This is a genomic window from Orrella sp. JC864 (assembly GCF_037026685.1).
In the GTDB taxonomy this organism is placed as follows: Bacteria; Pseudomonadota; Gammaproteobacteria; order Burkholderiales; family Burkholderiaceae_B; genus Orrella.
The window spans coordinates 1-21,515 of sequence record NZ_JBANET010000008.1; the positions used below are offsets into that span (position 1 = coordinate 1).

Below are 21,515 nucleotides of genomic sequence, written 5' to 3' on the forward strand. Positions count from 1 at the left end.
CCCCCCCCCCCCCCCCCCCCCCCCCCCCCCACGGCCAGGCCGGCAGGAGATGCCTCTCCTGCCGGCCTTATTGCATCAGCCGTTCGAGCGTCTGCCAGGCGGGCCGGAAGTCGGCCATCATCACCGAAAACCGCATGAAGGTGCCGGGCGCCTGCTCGGGCGAGAACAGCGAGCCGGGCGCCAGCAGCAGCCCTTCGTCGGCGGCCGCGCGCGTCAGGGCCTCGGTATCGCGACCGCAATCGGCCCACACGAACATGCCGGCATAAGGCTCGGACGGCGGCGCGATGCCCAGCCGCGCCAGGCTCTTGATGCAGCGCAGGCGCGCGTCGTCCACCCGCGCCCGCACCCGCTCCAGGTGGCGCCGGTACTGCCCGCCGGCGAGCACGCGCTGGACCACGCGTTCGCCCAGCTCGGGCGAGGTCAGGCCGGCCAGCATCTTCAGGTCGGTAAGCTTTTGCACGCACTCGGGCGCGGCGGCGATATAGCCCACCCGCAGGCTGGCGGCCAGCGTCTTGGAGTAGCCGCCCACCAGGATCACGCGCTGGAGCCTATCCAGGGTGGCCAGGCGGATCGGCGAGCCCGGATGCAGGTCGGCATAGGTGTCGTCCTCCACCACCTGGAAATCGTGGCGTTCGGCCAGGCGCAGCACCTCGTAGGCGGCGCCGGCCGACAGGGTATGGCCGGTGGGGTTGTGCACCGCCGAGTTGATGATGAACAGCTTGGGCTTGTGGCGCGCGGCCATCGCCTCGAGCCGGGCCAGGTCCGGCCCTTCGGGCCCGCGCGGCACGCCCAGCGGCCGGGCGCCGTAGGCGTGCAGCCGGCCGAAGATCACGAACCAGGCGGGGTCCTCGACCAGCACCGTATCGCCGGGGCGCACCAGCATGCGGCAGACCAGGTCCAGGCCGTGGGTGACGCCGCTGGTGGTCAGCAGATTGTGCTCCGGGTGGGCCGGCACTTCCTGGGCCTGCAGCACCGCGGCGATCTGCTGGCGCAGCGGCAGGTAGCCCTGCGGGTTGCCGTAGCCCAGCAGGCCGGCGCGCGAGGAGCGCCCCACCGCGCGCACGGCGCCGTTGACCAGGTCTTCGTCCAGCCAGCTGGGCGGCAGCAGCCCGCAGCTGCCCGGCATGCTGCCGCCCTGCTCGGTTTCGCGGAACATGCTGCGCAGCAGCCAGTTCAGGTCCAGCCGCGCGGGCGCGGCCAGCCCCTTGTGCGCGGCCGCGGCCGGCACGGTCAGCGGGTTGCTGCGCGCCCGCACGAAAAAGCCGGCGCCGCGCCGCGATTCGGCCAGGCCCCGGGCCATCAGCTTGTCGTAGGCCTCGACCACGGTGAACCGGCTTACGCCCAGCTGCCGTGCCAGGTCGCGGATGGAAGGCAGCCGGGTGCCGGGCCGCAGGCCCTGGTCCTCGATGCGCCGGCCCAGGGTATCGGCGATCTGGTCCACCAGCGTGGCGTCGCTGTCGCGCAGCAATTGCCAGGGGCCGGGGGCGGCGGGCGCCGCGGGGCGGGGAGAAGCAAGAACTGTCATGGGAATCTGACCGGGCCAGTGTAGGGATTGAACTGGTTAACTGTACCGGTACTGTACCGATACTGCGGCGTAGAGTGACAAACAATCCGACGGCGCGCAAGCCCCGTCCCCGCTTGAAGGCCCGACCATGCCACGCCACGCCGCCCCGCTGTTTCGCCCGCGCGCCTGCCCGCAGGTGTCGCCATGAGCCCCGCCGATCTCATGCCGCCCGCGTTGATGGGCTCGGTCGCGCTGTTCGCCTTCGTCTCGTCCATCACCCCCGGCCCCAACAACATCATGCTGACGGCCTCGGGCCTGAGCTTCGGCTTTCGCCGCTCGATTCCCCACATGCTGGGCGTGACCCTGGGCTGGATGCTGCTGCTGGTGCTGTGCGGCCTGGGGCTGGGCGCCCTGTTCCGGCAATGGCCGCCGCTGCACGGCCTGCTGCAGGCCGCCGGCGCCCTGTACCTGCTGTACCTGGCCTGGCGCATCGCGCGGGCCGGGGCGGTCCAGGCCGGCCAGGCCGGCGCCCGTCCGCTATCCCTGCTGCAGGCGGCCGCCTTCCAGTGGGTCAACCCCAAGGCCTGGGTCATGACGCTGGGCGTGCTCGCCTACACGCCCGAGCAGCACTTCCTGGCCAACCTGATGCTGGCCGCCCTGATCTGCGGCGCGGTGAACCTGCCTTGCGTGAGCGCCTGGACCGCATTCGGCTGCGCCCTGCGCCAGGTGCTGCGCAAACCGGCCGCGGTGCGCGCCTTCAACCTGGCGATGGCGGCCCTGCTGCTCGCCTCGCTGGTGCCCGTGGCCCTGGAGTCCTGAGCCGCGCCGGCCTTGCCGTCTTACCCACCCGTCCCGGTCCGCCGGGACCCGCCGCCCTGCGGCATACCCACCGGAGTCCACCATGGAGACCGCCCCACCGCTAGCCCACCCGACCGTTTGCCCCCCGCCATCGGCCCCGGTCCCGGCCGCCGCGCAGTCCACCGCCGCGCCATCGACCGCCGCGCCGTCCACCGCCATGCCATCGACCGCCGCGCCGTCCACCGCCATGCCATCGGCCGCCGCGCCGCGCCCGCTGCCCATGCGCCTGCTGCACCGTGCCGGCGCCGCCTTCATGGACGGCCTGCGCGAAGCCTACCTGTACGCCAGCGGCTCGGGCGACTCCCGTCTGCGCCAGATCGAGGCCTTGCGCGAAATGGACCCGAGAATGCTGCGCGACATGGGCGTGGACGTCGGCGAGCTGATGCGTCCGTCCCGGAAAACCGGTAAAAATGTGCCTCCCGGCGCCTGAGCCGGCCGGCGGCGGCGTGCGCGCACGCCGCCGGCGCGGGCCGCGCCCCGTCTTTCCAAAAGGTCGTCCAGCATGAACCCGGTCCCCCAGGCCGATACCGCCGCCGCGCTGCGCATCCGTGACGCGCACACCGAAGATTTCCCGGCCATCCAGGCCATCTACGCCCACCACGTGCTGCACGGCCTGGCCACCTTCGAGGAAGTGCCGCCTTCGGTGGACGAGATGCGCGCGCGCCATGCAGGCATCCTGGCCCTGGGCCTGCCCTATCTGGTGGCCGAGCGCGCGGGCCGCCTGCTGGGCTATTGCTACGCGTCGAGCTTCCGGCCGCGCCCGGCCTACCGGCACACGGTCGAGAACTCCGTCTACCTGGCCCACGACGCCGCCGGCCAGGGCGTGGGCACGGCGCTGCTGGCCCAGCTCATCGAACGCTGCGAGCAGGGGCCGTGGCGCCAGATGATCGCGGTGATCGGCAACAGCGCCAACCTGGGCTCGATCGGCTTGCATCGCAAGCTGGGCTTCGAGATGATCGGCACGCTGCCGGGCACCGGCTACAAGCTCGGGCGCTGGGTCGATACCGTCCTCATGCAGCGCGCCCTGGGGCCGGGCCGGCGCACCCATCCGGACGGCAGCCCCGCCGGATAAGGCAAGACGGCGCGGGCGGGCCGCCGGGCCTTCCTGCGGCCAAGCGCCGGGCCTTCCGGGCGCAGCGGCGGGAACCTGGCCCCGCCATGACGGTCCGATGACAGTCATCCTTGCCCGGCCCCCCCGGCCCATCGCTTTCCCGTCCGGCCCGGCCGGCGTCCTGCCCGAGTGAAGAAGCTTCCCCCCTACCTGGCGGCCCGCCGGCTCTGGCTCGCCTTGTTCCTTGCCGCGCTGGCCGTGGTGGGCTGCGCCCAGCTGGACCAGTGGCAGCGCCGCGCCATCTTTGCCATACAGACCGACAGCCGCGCCTGGTGGCGCGAGCCTTCCGAGGACACCCGGGTCTACGACCTGGTGCTTCGAAATGGCGAGAAGGTGCGCGCCTGGTACCTGCCGCATCCCGACCCCGACGCGGCGGCGGTGCTTTACCTGCACGGCGCGCGCTGGAACCTGAACGGCAGCGCCTTTCGCATCGAGCGCTGGGCCGAGATGGGCTATTCGGTGCTGGCGATCGACTACCGGGGCTTCGGCGAATCGAGCCCGGCGCTGCCCTCGGAGGCCAGCGCCACCGAGGACGCCCTGGCCGGACTGCGCGAGCTGGCGCGCCTGCAGCCGGACGCCTCGCGCCGCTTCGTCTATGGCCACAGCCTGGGCGGGGCGATCGCCATGAACGTGGCCAATCAAGCCCGGCGGCCGGCATTCGCCGGCCTGATCGTCGAGTCCAGCTTCACCAACGTCGGGGCCATGCTCTCCACGCTGCGCTGGGGCTGGCTGCCGGGTCTGGGCCTGCTGGTGACGCAGCCCTTCGACTCGCTGGCCAAGGCGGCGCGGCTCGAATCGCCGGTGCTGTTCATCCACGGCACCGGCGACCAGGTGGTGCCGCACGAAATGAGCGACCAGCTGCATGCCGCCGCCGCCCGCGTGCCGGCGCCGTTTCGCCGGCTGGTCAAGATCGAGGGCGCCTCGCACTCGGGCGCCAGCCGCGCCGGCCCGCAATACGAGGAAGCGGTGCGCCGCTTCACGGCCGACGTGCGCGCGGCCTACGGCACGACGGCGCTACATCAGCAGCATGACGGCGGCGGGGGTGAGGGTGACGTTGACGACGCCGGCCAGGATCATCACCAGGCTGGCGATGGAGCCCTCCTCGGCGGCGAACTCGCGCGCCTTGGCCACCCCGGCGCCGTGCGCGCCCATGCCCAATAGCGCGCCGCGCGCCAGCGACGAGCGCAGCGGCAGCAGCTTGCGCATGAACTGGCCCAGCACCGCGCCCAGCACGCCGGTGATGATGACGAAGGCCGCGGTCAGCTCGGGGATCCCCCCCACCTCGCGCGACATGTGCACGGCAAAGGGCGAGGCCACCGAGCGCGGCAGCAGGCTGCGCTGCAGCTCGGGCGGCAGCTCCAGCCAGGAGGCCAGCAGCCAGGCGCTGAAGGCGGCGATGCCGCTGCCGGCCACCACCCCGGCCAGCAGGGCCGGCCAGAAGCGCAGAATCAGCGCGCGCTGCTCGTACAGCGGCAAGGCGAAAGCCACCGTGATGGGGCCGATCATGGCCAGCAGCCACTGGCTGCCCTGCATGTATTCGCTGTAGCGGGTGTGCATCGCCACGGCCAGCACCAGCAGCACCGCCGGCGTGATCAGCAGCGGCGAATTCCACCAGCTGGGCATGCGCCGGTAGAGCAACCGTGCGCCGGCATAGGCCAGCACCGTGGCGCAGGGCCAGAAGACGTAGGCAAGCTCAGGCGGCATGGCGCGTGGACCAGCGGTAGCACGCGTCGATGGTCAAGGCGGTGACACTCATGACCAGCAGCGTGCCCAGGACGATGACGGCCAGCAGCTTCACGCCGATCAGGCCCAGCAGCTCGCCGTGATCGAGCAGCGACATCACGGCGGGCACGAAGAACAGCAGCATTTCGGCCAGCAACAGCCGCGAGCCGCGCCGCAGCATGCCCACGCCCATCCGGCGGCTGGCCAGCAGCGCCAGCACCAGCAGCATGCCGATCACGCCGCCGGGGATGGGCAGGCCGGCCAGCCGGACCGCCGCGTCGCCGGCCAGCGAGAAGGCGGCCAGCAGCACGATCTGCAGCAGGCGGCTGCCCCGCAGGGCGCGGCGCACGACGATGGAAGCGGATCTCAGGGTTTTCATGGGTGTACAGCGATGCCTCAAGCTTGTAGGCATTTTCTCGCTGCTTTGCAGCATCCGTAAAATGAATTAGTAGAATCAAGACAATTCTTTATTGGAATAGATTATGGAACTGCGCACCCTGCGCGCCTATGTCGAGGTGGTCCGGCAAGGCGGTTTTTCCCAGGCGGCCAAGGCCGTGCACGCGACCCAGCCCACGATCAGCAAGGCGGTGCGGGCCCTGGAGGACGAACTGGGCGTGATCCTGCTCGAGCGGCTGCCGGGCCAGCCCATCCGCATGACGGCGGCCGGCGAGGCGGTGTACCGCCGCGCCCAGGCGCTGCTGGCCGAGCGCGACGACCTGCTCAAGGAACTGGACGAGCTGCGCGGCTTCAAGCGCGGCGAGCTGCGCCTGGGCCTGCCGCCGCTGGGCAGCAGCGTGCTGTTCGCCCCCCTGTTCGCCCAATACCGGGCGCGTTTTCCCGGCATCGACATCCGGCTGGTCGAGCACGGCAGCAAGCGGCTGGAGGAAATGCTGCAGGCCGGCGACATCGAGCTGGCGGCCTCGCTGTTGCCGGTGCCGCCGCAGTTCGAGTGGCAGGCGGTCAGCCGCGAACCGCTGGTGGTGGCCCTGCCCCACGACCACGCGCTGGCGGCCGCGTCCCATGCCACCATGAAGGCGCTGGCCGACAGCCCCTTCATCCTGTTCGACAGCGGCTTTGCGCTGAACCCCATCATCCTGGCGGCCTGCCAGCGCTCGGGCTTTGCCCCGACCGTGGCCGCGCGCAGCGGCCAGATCGACTTCATCATCGCCCTGGTGGCGGCGCGGCTGGGCGTGGCCTTCCTGCCGCGCATGATCGCCGAGCAGCACCCGCATCCGGGCGTGCGCTACGTCCCGCTGGAAGAGCCCGATACCGTCTGGCACATGGTGCTGGTATGGCGCCAGGGCGGCTACCTGTCGCACGCGGCGCTGGCCTGGCTGGCCCTGGCGCAGGAAAACTACGCCCCCTTGTAGCCGGCGGCTCGGCGCGCCCACCAGGCCGCGCGCAGCTTGTCGTAGGCCAGGTTGAACACGTAGGTATAGGGCAGGAAGAACAGCAGCAGGCCGATGTCCAGCAGCAGGGCCTCCCATAGCGAGACCGACAGCCACCACGCGGCCAGGGGCACCACCCACAGCACCAGGCCAAATTCGAAGCCCGCCGCGTGGACCGCCCGCACGCGCGGCGTGCGCACCCAGCCGCGGCGCCGCTCCAGGCGCTCGAACAGGCTGTTGTAGAGCACGTTCCAGAGCATGGCGACCAGCGAAATGGCCGCGGCCAGCGCGCCCATGTGCCAGACCGGCTGGCCCATGGCCCAGGCCAACAGGGGCGCGCACAGCAGCACGGCGATGATCTCGAAGGCGAGCGCGTGCAGCACGCGCTCGGACAGGGTCTTGGGAGGCAGCATGGCGGTATTTCTCCTTGCAGGCGCAGGCCTATGGACGGCCTGGCCACGCACGGCATTCTCTTCGAGCTTGCCGTTGGATAAAAGATAGTTATCATCGGAAATTCCGATAATAGAGACCCCCGGCGCGCAGCCGGCGGCCCGCCCCGACCGCAACCCCTTATGAGCCATTCCCTCGATGCCCTGAGCGCCTTCGTCGAAACCTGCGCGGCCGGCTCGTTCTCGGCCGCCGCCCGCAAGCTGGGCAAAAGCCAGTCCACCGTCAGCGAGGCGGTGGCCAACCTGGAAATCGACCTGGGCGTCACGCTGTTCGACCGCAGCCATCGCCATCCCGTGCCCAGCGCGGCGGGCCAGGCGCTGCTGGCCCAGGCCCGCGAGGTGCTTTCGGCCAGCGAGCGGCTCGCGCGCGCCGCCAGCCGGCTCTCGGGCGGGCAGGAGCCGCGCCTGACCGTGGCCATGTCCGATACCTACCAGTCCGAACGGCTGGAGAGCATCCTGGCGGAACTGGACCGGCGCTATCCGGACATGGAGTTCGAATGCCTGATCTCCGAGGATGCCGACGCGGTGGCGGCGGTGCAGCGCGGCCGCGCGCAGCTGGGCCTGCTGGCGGCCCGCGAGGACTATCCGGCCGACCTGGAGCACGCCCGGCTGCCGGACCTGTCCGAGATCACGCTGGTGGCCTGCCGGGAACACCCGCTGGCCGCGCTCGGCCGGGTAACGCCGGCCGACCTGCGCGCCGCGCGCGAGCTGCGCATCGCGCCCTACGTGCGCAACGACGCGCGTGCGGCCGAGCGCGGACCGGCGCCGGCCGGGGCCGGCCGCTACTGGTCGGCGCCCAGCTACCTGATGCTGCTGGAAATGGCGGCCATGGGCTTTGGCTGGACGCGCCTGCCCCGCTGGCTGGTGGCGCGCTTTGCGCCGGGCAACCTGGTGGAGCTGCGCGCGCCCGGCTGGCCACAGCGCATCCCGGTGGACGTGGTGTGGTCCAACCAGCGCAAGCTGGGCCCGGCCGGCGCCTGGCTGCTCGAAAGCGTGCAGCAGGCCTGACAGGCCGGCGTGCCGGCATCCGGGCTGCCGGCCAGGCTGCGGCCTAGGCGGCCAGCTTCTCGGGTACGAAACGGCGCGGCGGCGCCAGCAGCTTGCGCAGGTTCTGCGGCAGCGGCATTTCCGTGTCGCCGCCGGCCTCGGCCGCCTCGATCACGGCATAGATGCCGCCCACTGCCGCGGCCAGGGCCTCGGGCAGGCGTTCTCCCTGCAGCCAGGCCGACAGGAAGCGCGCGGTCAGCACGTCGCCGGTGCCGGTCAGCACGGGCGACAGGCGCGGCGTGCAGATCCGCCAGAGATCGTGCGGCCCGGTGCCCGCCAGCGTGGCGATGGTGCCCGGCGCATCGGCCACGCTGCTGACCACCACCGGCCGGCGGCGCGGCCCGGCCAGGGCCAGCAGGCGCTCGCGCGTGTCGCCGGCCTGCGGCACCAGGCGGGCCAGTTCGAATTCGTTGGGCTTGAGGATATCGCCCAGCGGCACCAGGCGCTCGGCGATGGCGTGGGCGCAGGCCGGGTCCACGTACAGCCCCGAGGCCTCGTCGCCCATGACGGGATCGCACAGGTAGACCAGGCGCGGATGGCTGGCCTTGAGCCGGGCGATGAACTGCGCCACCTCATGGACGATGGCGGCCGAGCCCATCCAGCCCGTGAGCACCGCCGTCACCTGGCCGGGCGCGATGCGCCGCATCACGCCTTCGAGCAGGCCGCGCACGTGGTCCGCGTCCACCGGCATGGCGCTGAACTGCGGATAGTGCGGCGTATTGGACAGGATGGTGGTGGGGACCTGCAGGACGGTCAGGCCGGCCGCCTGCAGGACGGGCACGGCCGCCGTGTTGCCGGCATAGCCGTACACGACCTGGGACTGGATGGAGATGACGAGCATGTGTCCGGGCAAAGGGGTGCAATGAAACCGTCATGCATCATACGGCACCACGCGCAGCACCCGCCCCTGCGCTTCGTCGGTCAGCAGGTACAGCGCGCCGTCGGGTCCGGCGCGCACGTCGCGGATGCGCGTGCCGGCCTCGCCGAACAGCACCTCCTGCTCGCCCGTGGGCCGGCCGTCGCGCATGGCCACGCGGCGCACCCCCGGCTCGACCAGGGTGGAGACGAACAGGTCGCCCTGCCACTGCGCGAAGCGCCCGCCCGTGTACAGGGCCATTCCCGAAGGCGCCACCGAGGGCGTCCAGTGCAGCAGCGGATCCTCCAGCCCCGGCAGCGTCCGGTGCGGCGAGATGCGCGCCCCGGTGTAGTCCACGCCGTGCGTGGCCAGCGGCCAGCCGTAGTTGCGGCCCGGCCGCAGCAGGTTCAGCTCGTCGCCGCCGCGCGGGCCGTGCTCGTGGGCGTACAAGCGTCCGCTGCGCGGGTCGTGGACGATGCCCTGCACGTTGCGATGGCCCATGGTGTAGATCTCGGGCGCGGCGTCCGGCCTGCCCACGAAGGGATTGTCCGGCGGCACCGAGCCGTCGCGGTTCAGCCGCACCGTCTTGCCCAGGTGGCTGGCCGGGTCCTGCGCCTGTTCGCGCTGGTCGAAGCCGTCGCCCAGCGTCAGCACCAGCGTGCCGTCGGGCAGCAAGGCCATGCGCCCGCCATAGTGCGAGCCGCCCGGCTTGGCCGGCTGGGCGTCGAACAGCGTCTGCACATCGACCAGCCGGCCGTCCACCAGCCGCGCGCGCGCCAGGCGCGTATTGTTGGCCCGCCGCGTGCCGTAGGCATAGGTCAGGTAGATGGTCTGGTTGAAATCGAACTCGGGGTCGACGGCCACGTCCATCAGCCCGGCCTGGGCGGCCACGAAGTCATAGGGCGTGCCGGGCAGCGGCGGCGAGAGCCGGCCATCCTTGCCGATCAGGCGCAGCCGCCCCGGCCGTTCGGTCACCAGCATGCCGCCATCGGGCAGGAAAGCCAGCGACCAGGGATGCGCCAGCCCCTCGGCCACCGTCTCGATGCGGTAGGCCGGCGCCTGCGCGCGGGCGGGCAGCGCCATCGACAGCAGCGCCAGCAAGGCAGCCAGCCAGGCCGCCGCCCGCGCGGCAAGCCCGAAGACGGATCCGGCATGAACAGGCATCGCTCAGGCTCCTTGGGCCAAGGGGCGGGACGGCGGCGCGCGGCGCGCGAACCTCGCATACAGCCAGCCGCCCAGCGCGCCGCTGGCGGCCACCGCCAGCGCCCCGGGCAAGCTGCGGGTGGCCGCGATCAGGGTCGGCATGGGAGCCAGGGCGTCGGCCACGCCGAAGGCGGCCATCAATCCGGCCCAGCCGGCCAGGGCGTAAAGCGGCGCGCGCACGCCCGGCCCGCCGCGCCGCGCCAGCAGCGCGGCCGCCGGCAAGGCCAGCAGCAGGGCGGCGAAGGCCAGCGCGGCCAGGGTGGGCGTAAAACCGAGCAGGTCGGCCGCGCTGACCCGCAGCCGGTCGGCCAGCGTCACGGGCGCGCCCAGGGCGGCGATGGCCGCCAGGTTGATCTGCGTCTGCACCAGCGTGCCCGCCACGGCGGTGGCCGCGACGGCGGCCAGGAATACGCCCGACCGGCGCAGCATAGGCCTGTCTTGCATGGATGCGGGCTCCTACGACTTGCCAAACAATCCGCAGTGTACCGAACAAAAATGCCCCAGGACGCAGTCCGGGCGCGGATCCATCGTTCCAGATGACCATCTGGCGCGTCCCGAGCCGGCACGAAGGCGCAAGACTACGCGCCGTCAACGACATCCGGTATCCTCGCTACAGGGCGGGCGCCGCGCAGCCGGCAGGCATGGCGCCGGCCGGCCCCGGTGCCCGCTTCCTCTCATCCCGTTGCTTCGGACAGGAGACCGCATGCCAGTCATACAAATCAAAACCCGCGACGGCCACAGCTTGCAGGCCTATACCGCGGGATCGGCCAGCGCCGCGCGGGGCCTGGTCGTCTTGCAGGAAATCTTCGGCGTGAACGCCCACATGCGCCAGGTTTGCGACACCTTCGCGGCCCAGGGCTACGCCGTGGTCTGCCCGGCGCTGTTCGACCGCGTGCAGCGCGACGTCGAGCTGGGCTACGAGCCCGAGGACATCGTGCGCGGCCGGGCGCTGCGCGAACGCATCGCGCTGGCCGACACCCTGGCCGACATCGAGGCGGCCGCCGGGGCCTTGCCTGTAGGGGCGCAGCTGGGCGTGGTGGGCTATTGCTGGGGCGGCACGCTGGCCTGGCAGGCCATCTGCCAGACCAAACGTTTCGCGGCGGCCTCGTGCTGGTACGGCGCGGGCATCGCCGACGCGCTGAACCAGGTGCCCCACGGGCCGGTGCAGATGCACTTCGGGGAAACCGACCGCTCGATCCCGCCCTCGGCCATCCAGGCGATCCGCCAGGCCCAGCCCAGCGTGGACATCTACGTCTATCCGCAAGCCGGCCACGGCTTCGGCTGCGAGGCCCGCGCCGACTACGAGCCCGCCTCGGCCGCCCTGGCCCAGCAGCGCACCCTGGCGTTCTTCTCCAAGCACCTGGTGCGCACCGGCGCCTAAGGCGCTAGGCGCCGGGCTCGATCCCGGCGTCGCGGATCACGCGCGCATACTTCTGGCGCTCGCTGCGTCCGAAATCCGCATAGCGCTGGCGGCTGCCGCCGCCGTCCTCGGCGCCGAACTGCGCCAGCCGCTCGGCCACGTCGGGCAGCGCCAGCGCCCGGCCGATATCGGCATTGATCCGGTCGGCCAGGGCGGCGGGCAAGCCGGCCGGCGCGTCCAGGGCGAACCAGATGCTCGCCTCGAAATCCGGATAGCCCTGCTCGGCCACGGTGGGCACGTCCGGCAGCGAGGCCGAACGCCGGCCCAGCGTCTGCCCCAGCGCCAGCACCTTGCCCGCGCGGATCAGCGGCGTGGCCGTGGTCATGCCCTCGAAGGCATAGTGCACGTGCCCGCCCATCAGGTCGGTCATCAGGGGCGCCGAGCCCTTGTAAGGCACGTGCAGCACGTCGATGCCGGCGCGCGCCTTGAATATTTCCAGCGCCAGGTGCTGCGCCGAGCCGGTGCCGGCCGAACCGAAGATGACCTTGCCCGGCTGCTGGCGGCACAGCGCCACCAGCGCCTGCAGGGTCCGCGCCGGCTGCTGCAGGTTGCCCACCAGCAGGGTGGGCGTCTTGCCCACCAGCGCCAGCGGCGTGAAGTCGCGCTCGACCGAGTAGGCCAGCGAGGGCTGCAGGCCCGGCGCAATGCCGTGGCTATTGACGTGGGACATGAGCAGCGTGTTGCCGTCGCCGGGCTGCTTGGCCACGTAGTCGGCCGCGATCACCCCGGCCGCGCCGGCGCGGTTCTCCACGATCACCGGAATGCCCCAGAAGCCGTTGAGCTTCTGGGCCAGCAGGCGGGCCAGCACGTCCGTGCCCCCGCCTGCCGGGAAGCCCACGACGATCCGCACCGGCCCGGCCGGCAGCGGCGCCTGGGCGCGCGCCCACCCGGGCACGGCCAGCCACGCCGCGGCGCCGGCCGCCGCCAGGAAATGTCTGCGTTGCATGCTTGTCTCCTTCCGTTTTGTTTTGGTTTTTGTTGCGGTGCCTCAGCGCAGCGTGCTCCACTTGCCGTACCTGGCGACCTGTTTTTCGTCGAAGCCGAAACCCAGCCCCGGCGTCTGGTGCAGGAGGACGCGGCCATCCTTGTGTTCGAGCTGGCGATCGACCAGGCGGCGGAAATTCAGCACCTGGTCGTCCCAGAAAAACTCCACGTAGCGCGCGTTGGGCGTGGCCGCCACCAGCGGCGCATGCAGGTCGTGGAACCAGTGCGGGCACACCACCACGCCATAGCTGGCGGCGGTGGCCGCGATGCGCTTCCATTCGGTGATGCCGCCGCACACCGCCGCATCGGTCTGCAGGATGCCCGCCGCGCCCTTGTCCAGCAGCGCCTTGTGATACCAGCGGCCATAGCCGATCTCGGCGGTGGCGATGGGCACGCGCGTGGCGCGCGCCAGCTTCGCGTGGCTGTCGATGTCGTCCGGGCCGAAGGGCTCTTCCAGGAAATACGGGTCGTAGGGCTCGAAGCGGCGCACGTACTGCAAGGCTTCGGTGATGTCGCCCCAGGCGTTGTTGCAGTCCATCATGATCTCGACATCGGGGCCGACCGCCTCGCGCGCGGCGGCCAGGCGCGCCTGTTCCTCGCGCGGCGAGAGCCGGCCGGTCTTCATCTTCACCGCCTTGAAGCCCTTGTCGACGTAGCTGGCCATCTCCTTGCCCAGGTCCGCGGCCGTCTTGCCGTCCACGTAATAGCCGCCGCTGGCGTAGGCCGGCACGCTTTCGAGCTCGGCCGCGCCCAGGTAGCGGTGCAGCGGCAGGCCCACGGCCTTGGCGTTCAGGTCCCACAGCGCGGTATCGAGCGCGCTGATCGCCCGCATCACCGTGCCCTGCCGGCCCTGCAGCAGCGCCTCCTGGTACATGTCCCGCCACAGGCCTTCGACGGCGTGCGTGTCCCGCCCCAGCAGCACCGGGGCCAGCAGCTCGCGCACCGCCGCGGTGAAGATGCCGCCGGCGGCGCTGCCGACATAACAAAAGCCGATGCCCTCGGCGCCGTCGTCGGCGCGCACCTTGACCAGGCCATAGTGGCGCGTGCTGACCGAGCGGTTGGAAAACGAAGTGACCTTGTCCAGCGGGACGGCGGCGGCGCAGACGTCTATGGATGCGATTTTTGGCACGGCGGCTCCTGAAGGAAAAACGGACCGGCACGCAGCCGGGACGAGCCATTCTGGGCCGCCAGGAACCCAGTTCCAACAGTGTTTTGGCGCCTTCAGAAAAAACGAAATACTATTTCCGGACCGACCGACCCCGCCGCCGCCCGCCATGGACACCCGCTTCCTGCACACCTTCGTCTGCGTGGCCGAGCAAGGCTCGATCGCCGAAGCCGGCCGCCGCCTGGGCCTGAGCCCCACCTCGGTGGCCCAGCGGCTGCACGCCCTGGAGCAGGACGTGGGCAGCCGGCTGGTGGTGCGCTCGGGCCGCACGGTGCGTCCCACGGTCGCCGGGCTGCGCATCCTGGCGCGCGCCCGGGACATCCTGCGCGAGGTGCGGGACCTGCGCTCGGAGGCCTCGGAAACCGCGCTGCCCGCCGGCCCGCTGCGCATGGGCGCCACCCCCACGGCGCTGACCGGCATCTTCCCGCCCATCCTCAAGCGCTGGGTCGCGCGCCATCCCGACATCGAGATCTACATCGAGCCGGCCTCCACGACCCTGCTCTACGGCCGGGTGCTGGCCGGCGAGCTGGACGCCGCCGTGCTCGTGCATCCGCTGTTCGACCTGCCCAAGACCTGCGAATGGCGCAGCCTGCGCCAGGAGCCGCTGGTCCTGCTGGCGCCCTCGGGCATGCCGGTGCGCGACCCGCTGCAGACCGCCGCCAGCCAGCCCTTCATCCGCTACGACCGCAAGGTGGTGGCCGGCAAGCTGGCCGACGACTACCTGCACGCGCACGGCATCGCGCCACGGGTGCGTTTCGAGCTGGACGGCATCGAGTCGATCGCCCGCCTGGTGGCCGAAGGCCTGGGCGTGTCCGTCCTGCCGGACTGGGCGCCCAGCGTCACGCCGGCGCCGGGGCTGCGCAAATGGCCGCTGCCCGCGCCCTGCCCCACCCGCACGGTGGGCGCGCTGTGGCTGCGCAACAGCGTGCGCTCGCCGCTGGTGCAGGCCTTCCTGGACGGCGCCTGATCCTTGTTGCCGGCGCGAGCCGGCCTGGCGGACTTTTGCACGGGCGGCAACAGTCTTTTCCCTTGCCGCGGTTCATGCGCCGCGCGAAAGATGGGACACTGCCGTCATCGAGCCGGGGCCATCACGCCGCCCCGGCCTTGCACCAAGGAGCCACGACATGAGCATTCCCGCCTTCGGCCTGGGCACTTTCCGCCTGAAAGACCAGGTCGTCTACGATTCGGTCACCCAGGCGCTGGAACTGGGCTATCGGCTGATCGACACCGCGCAGATCTACGGCAACGAGGCCGACATCGGCCGCGCCCTGGCCGACAGCGGCGTCCCGCGCCAGGAGATCTTCCTGACCACCAAGATCTGGATGGACAACTTCTCGCGCGACAAGCTCATGCCCAGCCTGGAGCAGAGCCTGGAGCGCCTGCGCACCGACCACGTGGACCTGACGCTGATCCACTGGCCGCTGGCCGACGATGCGCCGGTCAGCATGCACGAATACCTGACCGCGCTGGCCGAGTGCAAGGTCAAAGGACTGACGCAGCAGATCGGCGTGTCCAACTTCACGGTCGCGCAGCTGCAGGAAGCCATACGCATCCTGGGCGCCGACCAGATCGCCACCAACCAGATCGAACTGCACCCTTTCCTGCAGAATCGCAAGGTGGCCGAGTTCGCCCGCAGCCAGGACGTGCACATCACCTCGTACATGACCCTGGCCTATGGCAAGGTCATCGATGATCCGGCCATCAACGAGGTCGCGCAACGCCATGGCGCCACGCCGGCGCAGGTGGCGCTGGCCTGGGCCATGCAGCAGGGCTACGCGGTGATCCCGTCCTCGACCCGGCGCGCCAACCTCGAGGGCAACCTCAAGGCCCTGCAGCTACGGCTGGACGACCAGGACATGCAGCGCATCGCCGCGCTGGACCGCGGCGAGCGCCTGGCCAACCCGGACTTCGCACCCAGGTGGGACTGAAGCGGCGGCATCGAGCCGGCTGCGCCGGGGCGCCGGCGCAGCGCCGGCCGCGCCCTTATACGCCCTGGCAGCCCAGGGCCTTCAAGCGCGCGTCGATCCAGCTGGTGTCGAGCTGGTCGGCCGCGATATCGGCCATCATTTTTTCCTCGATGTCCTGCTTTTCGCGCGCGGCATCCAGGATGGCCTGCGCCTGCCCATAGGGCACGCACAGCAGGCCGTCGTCATCGCCCAGCACCAGGTCGCCGGGCTCGATCACCATGCCGCCCAGGGATACCGGCACGTTGATGCTGCCCGGGCCGTCCTTGTAGGGGCCGCGGTGCGTGACCCCCGCCGCGTAGACAGGCAGGCTGCCCGCGCGCAGCGCGGCCGAATCGCGGATGGCGCCGTGGATGACGAAGCCGCCCAGTGCGCGCCGCTGCGCGAAGCGCACCATGATCTCGCCGATGATCGCGTTGGTCAGGTCGCCGCCGGCGTCCACCACGATCACGTCGCCCGGCGCGGCCAGCTCCAGGGCCTTGTGCACCATCAGGTTATCGCCCGGCCGGCACTTGACCGTCAGCGCCGGCCCGGCCAGCGGCGTGCCGTCGTGCATGGGCCGCAGGGCCGCGCCGCCGGCCGTCATGCGCGACATCACGTCGCTGATGTTGGCCACGGGTATGCCGCCGAACTGCGCGATCAGTTGCGGGTCCACGCTGCGCGCGCGGGCATGTATTTCGAATCCGATCATTGTGGTCCTTGCAAGAGAAGTTGGTGTGCTGCAAACCTGGCCCGTCATTGCGGCTCGATGCCCGCCTCCTTGATGACGGCGCCGAATGCATCGTAATCCTGCTTGTAGCGCTGGGCGAATTCGGCCGGCGTGCCGCCCAGCACCTCGTAGCCGCTGGCACGCAGCTGCGCGACGAATTCGGGCTTGGCAATGGCCTTGTTCACGGCGGCATTGAGCTGCTCGATGATCCCGTCGGGCGTGCGGCCCGGGGCCATCAGGCCCCACCAGATGCTCTGGTTGATCTCCTTGTAGCCCTTTTCCACGAAGGTGGGCACCTCGGGCAGCGCGGGCGAGCGCTGGCTGCCCACCACCGCCAGCGGGCGCACCGCCCCGGCCTGGATCTGGGACAGCAGCGTGGCCACCGAACCGTTGTAGATGTCGATGCGCCCGCTTGCCAGGTCGGGATAGGCCTGGGCCCAGCCCCGGTAGGGCACGAGGGTGAAATCCACGTCCGCGGCCTTGCGCCACAGGTGGCCGAGCAGATCGCCGCTTGATCCCACGCCCGGCACGCCCACCGTGATCACGCCCGGCTTTTCCTTGGCCGCGCGGTTGACGTCCTCGATGCCGCGATAGGGCGACTGGGGCATGACCACGTAGATGCTGGGCGAGGAAGCCACCAGGGCGACCGGCTTGAAATCCTTGAAGGTGTCGTAGCTCAGCTTCTTGTACAGCCAGGGGTTGAGCACCACGTTGTCGGTCTGCGCCATGACCAGCGTGTGGCCGTTGGGCTGGGCGCGCGCCACCGAATCGAGCGCCAGGTTGCCGCCCGCGCCGGGCTTGTTCTCGACCACGATGTTCCAGCCCGTTTCGCTGGAGATGGCCGCGCCCAGCATGCGCGTCAGCGTATCGGTGCCGCCGCCGGGCGGAAACGGCGAGACCAGCGTGATGGGGGTTTTGCCCAACTCCGCGGCCGTGGCGGCCGACAGGCTGCATGCCAGCAGGGCCGAGGCCAGTGCAAGGGATTGCTTCATCGTCATCCTCTCCTTGGTTTCTTGATGATTGTTCTGGGTGGAGCTTGCGGCGCGCAGGCACCGCAGCGGCGATCTACCGCGCCGCACGCCGCGCCAGGGGCTCGAGCCAGCGCAGGCTGGCCTCGACGCTGCTGCCGTCCTGGGTGCCGTCCAGCGCCTGCACGGTGCGCTCGAACAGCGCCTGCACGCCGCCCATCACGCGCGGCTCCAGCCCGTCGCGCTCGAGCTGGCGCGTGGCTTCGCGCACCTCGGCCAGGCGGCGCTCGGCATGCAGTACATGGGTGCGCACCAGCATGTCCAGCAGCACCTGCAGCGGCTGCTGGTCGATGTCCTGCAGGACCCGGTACAGGTCCTGGCGCAGGCCCTTGGCCTGCGCGGCCACCAGGCATTCCACCGCCAGGGCCTCGCAGCCCTTGGTGTAGATGCTGCGCAGCAGCTTGAGCGTGGCGGCGTCGCCCGCCCGGCTGCCCACGGTCTGGATCGGCGCGCCGGCCGCGGCCATGAGCGCATGCGCGGCCGGCGCGCCGCTGCCGGCGCACAGCAGCGGCGTTGCGCCCTGGCCCAGGCTGATGGCGCCGGTGATGGCCACGTCGGCGAATGGCACATCATGCCGCGCCGCCGATTCGGCGGCGGCGGCCATGTCCTGCGGGCTGGCGGTGGTGAAATCGGCATACAGCGTGCCGGGGCGCAGGAAAGGCAAGGCCTGCTCGAAAGTAGCCAGGGCGACCGTGCCGAATACGGCGCTGATCACCGCATCGGCCTGCGCCAGCCACTGGCCCGGGGCCTCGTGCAAATCGGCGCCCAACGTCTCGCAGCACTGGCGCAGCGCCGGCGTGGGCCGGGTATCGCAGATGCCCGCGAGGCGGTGTCCCGCCTGGGCCAGGACCTGGGCGTAGCAGCGCCCCACTTCTCCGCCGCCTATGATTGCTATGTTCATTTCATACAAAAAAAATACAATTCATGCATTGTGATGAACAGAAGAATCAATATCCAGTAGGGACAAACCCTAGAATCAAACAATAAAAATACAATAGTGGGACAATACCAGGCCGCCGCGGCGGGGCGGCACGCTATGGCAACCCGTGCTAGCCTCTGGCACGGAACGATGCGCTACGATCCGCCGCGCAAACCGATTTCGCACACAGGAACGATGGCCAGCGACTCGCAAAAAGCCTACGAAACCCTCAAGCACAGGATCGTTGCCGGCTACTACAAGCCCGGCACGCAGTTGAAGGAAGAACCGCTGGCCGAGGAATTCGCCATCAGTCGCACGCCGGTGCGCGCCGCGCTGCGCCGGCTGGTCGAGGACGGGCTGGCCGGCGCGCAAGCCGGCAAGGGCGTGCACGTGGCGGCCTGGACCCGCTGGGATATCGAGGAGGTGTTCCAGCTGCGCCTGCGCCTGGAGCCGTTCTCGGCCCAGCTGGCGGCCGAGCGGCGCAGCGAAGAGGCGCTGCGGGAACTCGAAGCCAGCAACGAGCAGATGCGCCAGGCGATCCAGGCCGGCGGCCCCCAGGTGGGCGAGAAAGCGCAGGCGGCCAACCGCGTCTTTCACCAGACCCTGCTGCGGGCCAGCGGCTCGCACAGGCTGCGCGCCATCCTGGAGACGATGATAGACATGCCCATCGTGGTGCGCGCCTTCCACCTGTACAGCCGCGACGAGATGCTGCAAAGCCTGGGCCACCACCAGGAGCTGGCCGCGGCCGTGCGCGAGCGCGACGGCGCGCTGGCCCACGAGATCATGCAACTGCACCTGATGGTGAGCTGGCGGCGATTCATGAAGGCGCGCAAGGAGGACGCGGGCCCGGCGGGCAGCTAGCGGCCGGCGGGGCAAACAGCGAACGGCAGGCCCGCAAAAGCCCGTGAAAGACCCGCACAAACGAAAAATGCCGGCAATCTGCCGGCATTGACGCTTTGGGAATCCTGGTGGGCGGTACTGGGTTCGAACCAGTGACCCCTGCCGTGTGAAGGCAGTGCTCTACCACTGAGCTAACCGCCCAAAGAAGACAAAAAGTATAGCACACGATTTATTGCGCAGGCAAAACCTGCCGGCCAAGCCGGCGCCTGGCCAGCCCGGGGCCAGGCTAGGCTTGCTGCGCCCGGGCCGGCGCGGCGACCAGCCGCCGCGATTCGGCCAGCAGGGTATGCACCAGCCTGGCGTTGACCCCGTTGGCGTCCCAGAACACGCCCATCCTGCGCCTGGGGGTGGCGTCGGGCAGCACGGTGCGGCCCACGCCCAGGCCTTGCAGCCAGCCGGGCGCCCAATCGGGCACCAGCGATACGCCTATGCCGTCCCTGACCAGGTAGGCGATGCTGATCAAGGAGTCGATCTCCAGCCGCTCATTCGGCACGATGCCGTGCCGGCGCAGGTAGGTCTCGACCACCTGGCCGCCGCGCAGCGAGCGGTCGAAGCGGATGAACGGCTCGGAAGCCAGCAGTTCGTTGGGCTGGGCCCGCCGCATGCGCGCCGGCGTCAGCAGCACCAGGCGCTCCTCCTTGAGCTGGACCCATTCGAAGCCCTTGGGCATGTCCCTGACCAGTTCGGCCATGATGGCGACGTCGATGTCGCGCGACACCACCCGGCCATACAGGAAACTGGATGCGCCGGACTCCACGTAGATGCGCAGCTGCGGATGCAGCCGGTACATGCGCTTGATCAGCTTGGGCGTCAGGTCCGCCAGCGTGGACGTGGCCACGCCTATCCGCAACTCGCCGAACAAGCCGTCGCTGCGGGCGATGGCCTGGATATCGCGCGCCTCGCGCAGCAGCCCGCGTGCGCGGTCCAGTATCTTGAGCCCCGCTTCGGTCGGCCGGGCGCTGCGGCCGGCGCGCGTGATCAGGGGCACGCCGACCTCTTCCTCCAGCGTCTTGACCCTGGCCGCCAGGGCCGCCGGCGTCACGTTCAGCTGGCGCGCCGCGCCGGCGAAGGAGCCTTGGTCGCATACCGAAACGAAGCTCTGCAGATAACGTGTGTCCATGCCTCCTGCTCCATCGAGAGTCCGCCCTCCGGACCGATTCCCAAAAAATATTTGGGTTTGAATTTCAGTCTCCTATGCACGAAGCGCCCGCCGGGAAGCAGAAAATGCAGGACACCTCCCGGCCGCCCGCCCGGGCCGGGGGCGGCAGAACAACAATTCCAGCCCATCGAGGAGACACAATGAAACGAGGACGAGCGTGCGGCCTGGCCCTGGCCTGCCTGGCCATCGGTGCAGCGATGTTTGCACAACCGGCGCAAGCCGAGTATCCGGAACGTCCCATCCGCCTGGTCGTTCCCACCGGCGCCGGCGGCATCACCGACATCCTGGCCCGCATCCTGGGCGAGCGGCTGGGCGCCAGGCTCGGGCAGCCCATCGTGATAGAGAACAAGCCGGGCGGGGCCGGGGTGATCGGCTCGCAGAGCGTGGCCAGCGCCAAGCCCGACGGCTATACCCTGCTGATGGCCTTTCCCAGCCACGTGGCCAACCCCAGCACGCTCAAGTCCCTGCCCTACGACACGGCCACGGATTTTGCCCCCATCGCCAAGATCGGCCAGGTGGCCGAGATCGTGCTGGTCAACAAGGACAGCGACATGCGCGACATGCAGGCGCTGGCGGGCAAGGCCCGGCAAAGCCCGGACGCGATCGCCTACGGCTCGGTCGGGGCCGGCAGCCTGGGAGACGTCTGCACGCGGGTCTTCCAGACCCAGGCCGGCGTCGAAATGCTGCCGGTGGCCTTCAAGAGCGAGCCCGATATGCTGCTGGCGCTGCTGCGCAACGACATCCAGGTGGCCTTCACTTCGCCGCCTGCCGCCATCCCCATGATCAAGAGCGGCAAGGTGCGCGCGCTTGCCATCTCCAGCGCCGAGCGCTTCCCTTCGCTGCCGGACATCCCCACCATCGCCCAAAGCGGCTTTCCCGGCTACGACGTGACTGGCTGGAATGCCATCTTTGCGCCCAAGGGCACGCCGCCGCAGATCATCGCCAGGCTCAACCAGGCCATCAACGCGGTGCTGGCCGAGCCGGCGGTGGCCGGCAAGTTCGTCGAGCTCGGGGTCCCGCCCCTGGGCGGCTCGCCCGAAACGCTGCAGGCATCGGTGGTGCGAGACATCGGGATGATCAAAAAGCTGCTGGATGACTCCGGCTACGTACCGCAGTAACGCCGCCCTCT

General features: G+C 70.5%; 23 protein-coding genes, 1 tRNA gene and 1 pseudogene. 11 read left to right on the plus strand and 14 right to left on the minus strand.

Going from position 1 to position 21,515, the window contains the following annotated elements; translation table 11 throughout:
• Positions 1–67: 67 nt before the first annotated feature.
• Positions 68–1,525, minus strand: a complete 1,458-nt coding sequence (locus V8Z80_RS09500; protein WP_155192099.1) for an aminotransferase-like domain-containing protein — start codon at positions 1,523–1,525, stop codon at positions 68–70.
• 183 nt (positions 1,526–1,708) lie between these two features.
• Between V8Z80_RS09500 and V8Z80_RS09505 the strand changes: the two genes are divergently transcribed.
• The 4 genes from V8Z80_RS09505 (at position 1,709) to V8Z80_RS09520 (ending at position 4,634) form a co-directional block, all read left to right on the plus strand.
• Complete coding sequence (locus V8Z80_RS09505; RefSeq protein ID WP_336061843.1) at positions 1,709–2,323, plus strand: LysE family translocator; 615 nt, start codon at positions 1,709–1,711, stop codon at positions 2,321–2,323.
• Positions 2,324–2,519: 196 nt separating this feature from the next.
• Positions 2,520–2,792 carry a hypothetical protein gene (locus V8Z80_RS09510; RefSeq protein WP_336061844.1) on the plus strand — a complete coding sequence of 91 codons (273 nt, stop codon included), beginning with the start codon at positions 2,520–2,522 and terminating at the stop codon, positions 2,790–2,792.
• Between the two features lie 72 nt (positions 2,793–2,864).
• A complete protein-coding gene (locus V8Z80_RS09515; protein WP_155192105.1) occupies positions 2,865–3,434 on the plus strand; it encodes a GNAT family N-acetyltransferase in 570 nt (189 codons plus the stop codon).
• A 168-nt stretch (positions 3,435–3,602) separates the two neighbouring features.
• Positions 3,603–4,634, plus strand: a complete 1,032-nt coding sequence (locus V8Z80_RS09520; protein ID WP_336061845.1) for an alpha/beta hydrolase — start codon at positions 3,603–3,605, stop codon at positions 4,632–4,634.
• Here the strand turns inward: V8Z80_RS09520 and V8Z80_RS09525 are convergent.
• Positions 4,563–5,177 (minus strand): annotated as a pseudogene (locus V8Z80_RS09525) (LrgB family protein); the annotation flags it as partial. The gene V8Z80_RS09520 and the pseudogene V8Z80_RS09525 sit on opposite strands and share 72 nt — an antisense overlap.
• Positions 5,167–5,574, minus strand: a complete 408-nt coding sequence (locus V8Z80_RS09530; protein WP_155192109.1) for a CidA/LrgA family protein — start codon at positions 5,572–5,574, stop codon at positions 5,167–5,169. The pseudogene V8Z80_RS09525 and the gene V8Z80_RS09530, both read right to left, overlap by 11 nt.
• A 103-nt stretch (positions 5,575–5,677) precedes the next feature.
• On the opposite strand from V8Z80_RS09530, the gene V8Z80_RS09535 reads away from it, so the two are divergent.
• Entirely contained in the window at positions 5,678–6,565 is an 888-nt protein-coding gene (locus tag V8Z80_RS09535) for a LysR family transcriptional regulator (protein ID WP_155192110.1), read from the plus strand.
• On the opposite strand, the gene V8Z80_RS09540 is transcribed toward V8Z80_RS09535, so the two are convergent.
• A complete protein-coding gene (locus tag V8Z80_RS09540) occupies positions 6,550–6,996 on the minus strand; it encodes a multidrug/biocide efflux PACE transporter (RefSeq protein WP_155192112.1) in 447 nt (148 codons plus the stop codon). The two genes, V8Z80_RS09535 and V8Z80_RS09540, sit on opposite strands and share 16 nt — an antisense overlap.
• Positions 6,997–7,155: 159 nt before the next feature.
• On the opposite strand from V8Z80_RS09540, the gene V8Z80_RS09545 reads away from it, so the two are divergent.
• Positions 7,156–8,040, plus strand: coding sequence for a LysR family transcriptional regulator (locus V8Z80_RS09545; protein WP_155192114.1), 885 nt, complete (start codon positions 7,156–7,158; stop codon positions 8,038–8,040).
• A 43-nt stretch (positions 8,041–8,083) separates the two neighbouring features.
• Here V8Z80_RS09545 and pdxY read toward each other — a convergent pair whose 3' ends face one another.
• From pdxY to V8Z80_RS09560, 3 genes are read right to left on the minus strand one after another with little or no spacing between them, the layout of a single operon-like run.
• Positions 8,084–8,920: a pyridoxal kinase gene (gene pdxY / locus V8Z80_RS09550; RefSeq protein WP_155192115.1), complete on the minus strand. Its 837-nt coding sequence runs from the start codon at positions 8,918–8,920 to the stop codon at positions 8,084–8,086.
• Positions 8,921–8,950: 30 nt separating this feature from the next.
• Positions 8,951–10,099 (minus strand): PQQ-dependent sugar dehydrogenase, encoded by a 1,149-nt coding sequence (locus V8Z80_RS09555; RefSeq protein ID WP_336061846.1) that lies wholly within the window; start codon positions 10,097–10,099, stop codon positions 8,951–8,953.
• Positions 10,100–10,102: 3 nt separating this feature from the next.
• Complete coding sequence (locus V8Z80_RS09560) at positions 10,103–10,582, minus strand: hypothetical protein (RefSeq protein WP_336061847.1); 480 nt, start codon at positions 10,580–10,582, stop codon at positions 10,103–10,105.
• 259 nt (positions 10,583–10,841) lie between these two features.
• Here V8Z80_RS09560 and V8Z80_RS09565 point away from each other — a divergent pair, with 259 nt between their 5' ends.
• Entirely contained in the window at positions 10,842–11,519 is a 678-nt protein-coding gene (locus tag V8Z80_RS09565) for a dienelactone hydrolase family protein (RefSeq protein WP_336061848.1), read from the plus strand.
• 4 nt (positions 11,520–11,523) lie between these two features.
• Here V8Z80_RS09565 and V8Z80_RS09570 read toward each other — a convergent pair whose 3' ends face one another.
• A complete protein-coding gene (locus tag V8Z80_RS09570; RefSeq protein WP_336061849.1) occupies positions 11,524–12,504 on the minus strand; it encodes a Bug family tripartite tricarboxylate transporter substrate binding protein in 981 nt (326 codons plus the stop codon).
• Between the two features lie 42 nt (positions 12,505–12,546).
• Positions 12,547–13,671: a mandelate racemase/muconate lactonizing enzyme family protein gene (locus V8Z80_RS09575; protein ID WP_336061850.1), complete on the minus strand. Its 1,125-nt coding sequence runs from the start codon at positions 13,669–13,671 to the stop codon at positions 12,547–12,549.
• Positions 13,672–13,816: 145 nt separating this feature from the next.
• Here V8Z80_RS09575 and V8Z80_RS09580 point away from each other — a divergent pair, with 145 nt between their 5' ends.
• Together V8Z80_RS09580 and dkgB are read left to right on the plus strand one after the other, a co-directional pair.
• Complete coding sequence (locus V8Z80_RS09580) at positions 13,817–14,674, plus strand: LysR family transcriptional regulator (RefSeq protein WP_155192119.1); 858 nt, start codon at positions 13,817–13,819, stop codon at positions 14,672–14,674.
• Positions 14,675–14,831: 157 nt separating this feature from the next.
• Positions 14,832–15,635 (plus strand): 2,5-didehydrogluconate reductase DkgB, encoded by an 804-nt coding sequence (dkgB, locus tag V8Z80_RS09585; protein ID WP_155192121.1) that lies wholly within the window; start codon positions 14,832–14,834, stop codon positions 15,633–15,635.
• Between the two features lie 55 nt (positions 15,636–15,690).
• Here the strand turns inward: dkgB and V8Z80_RS09590 are convergent, their stop codons facing one another.
• From V8Z80_RS09590 to V8Z80_RS09600, 3 genes are all read right to left on the minus strand, one after another.
• A complete protein-coding gene (locus tag V8Z80_RS09590; RefSeq protein WP_155192122.1) occupies positions 15,691–16,362 on the minus strand; it encodes an RraA family protein in 672 nt (223 codons plus the stop codon).
• A gap of 44 nt (positions 16,363–16,406) precedes the next feature.
• A complete protein-coding gene (locus V8Z80_RS09595; RefSeq protein ID WP_336061851.1) occupies positions 16,407–17,372 on the minus strand; it encodes a Bug family tripartite tricarboxylate transporter substrate binding protein in 966 nt (321 codons plus the stop codon).
• A 73-nt stretch (positions 17,373–17,445) separates the two neighbouring features.
• Positions 17,446–18,309, minus strand: coding sequence for an NAD(P)-dependent oxidoreductase (locus V8Z80_RS09600; protein ID WP_155192126.1), 864 nt, complete (start codon positions 18,307–18,309; stop codon positions 17,446–17,448).
• A gap of 213 nt (positions 18,310–18,522) precedes the next feature.
• Between V8Z80_RS09600 and V8Z80_RS09605 the strand changes: the two genes are divergently transcribed.
• The gene (locus tag V8Z80_RS09605) at positions 18,523–19,188 is read left to right on the plus strand and encodes a GntR family transcriptional regulator (RefSeq protein ID WP_155192128.1); all 666 of its coding nucleotides are present in this window, start codon (positions 18,523–18,525) and stop codon (positions 19,186–19,188) included.
• Positions 19,189–19,293: 105 nt separating this feature from the next.
• Here the strand turns inward: V8Z80_RS09605 and V8Z80_RS09610 are convergent.
• Together V8Z80_RS09610 and V8Z80_RS09615 are read right to left on the minus strand one after the other, a co-directional pair.
• A tRNA-Val gene (locus V8Z80_RS09610) sits at positions 19,294–19,368 on the minus strand.
• Between the two features lie 85 nt (positions 19,369–19,453).
• A complete protein-coding gene (locus V8Z80_RS09615; RefSeq protein ID WP_336061852.1) occupies positions 19,454–20,347 on the minus strand; it encodes a LysR family transcriptional regulator in 894 nt (297 codons plus the stop codon).
• A gap of 179 nt (positions 20,348–20,526) precedes the next feature.
• Here V8Z80_RS09615 and V8Z80_RS09620 point away from each other — a divergent pair, with 179 nt between their 5' ends.
• Positions 20,527–21,504 (plus strand): Bug family tripartite tricarboxylate transporter substrate binding protein, encoded by a 978-nt coding sequence (locus tag V8Z80_RS09620; RefSeq protein ID WP_155192132.1) that lies wholly within the window; start codon positions 20,527–20,529, stop codon positions 21,502–21,504.
• Positions 21,505–21,515: the final 11 nt, after the last annotated feature.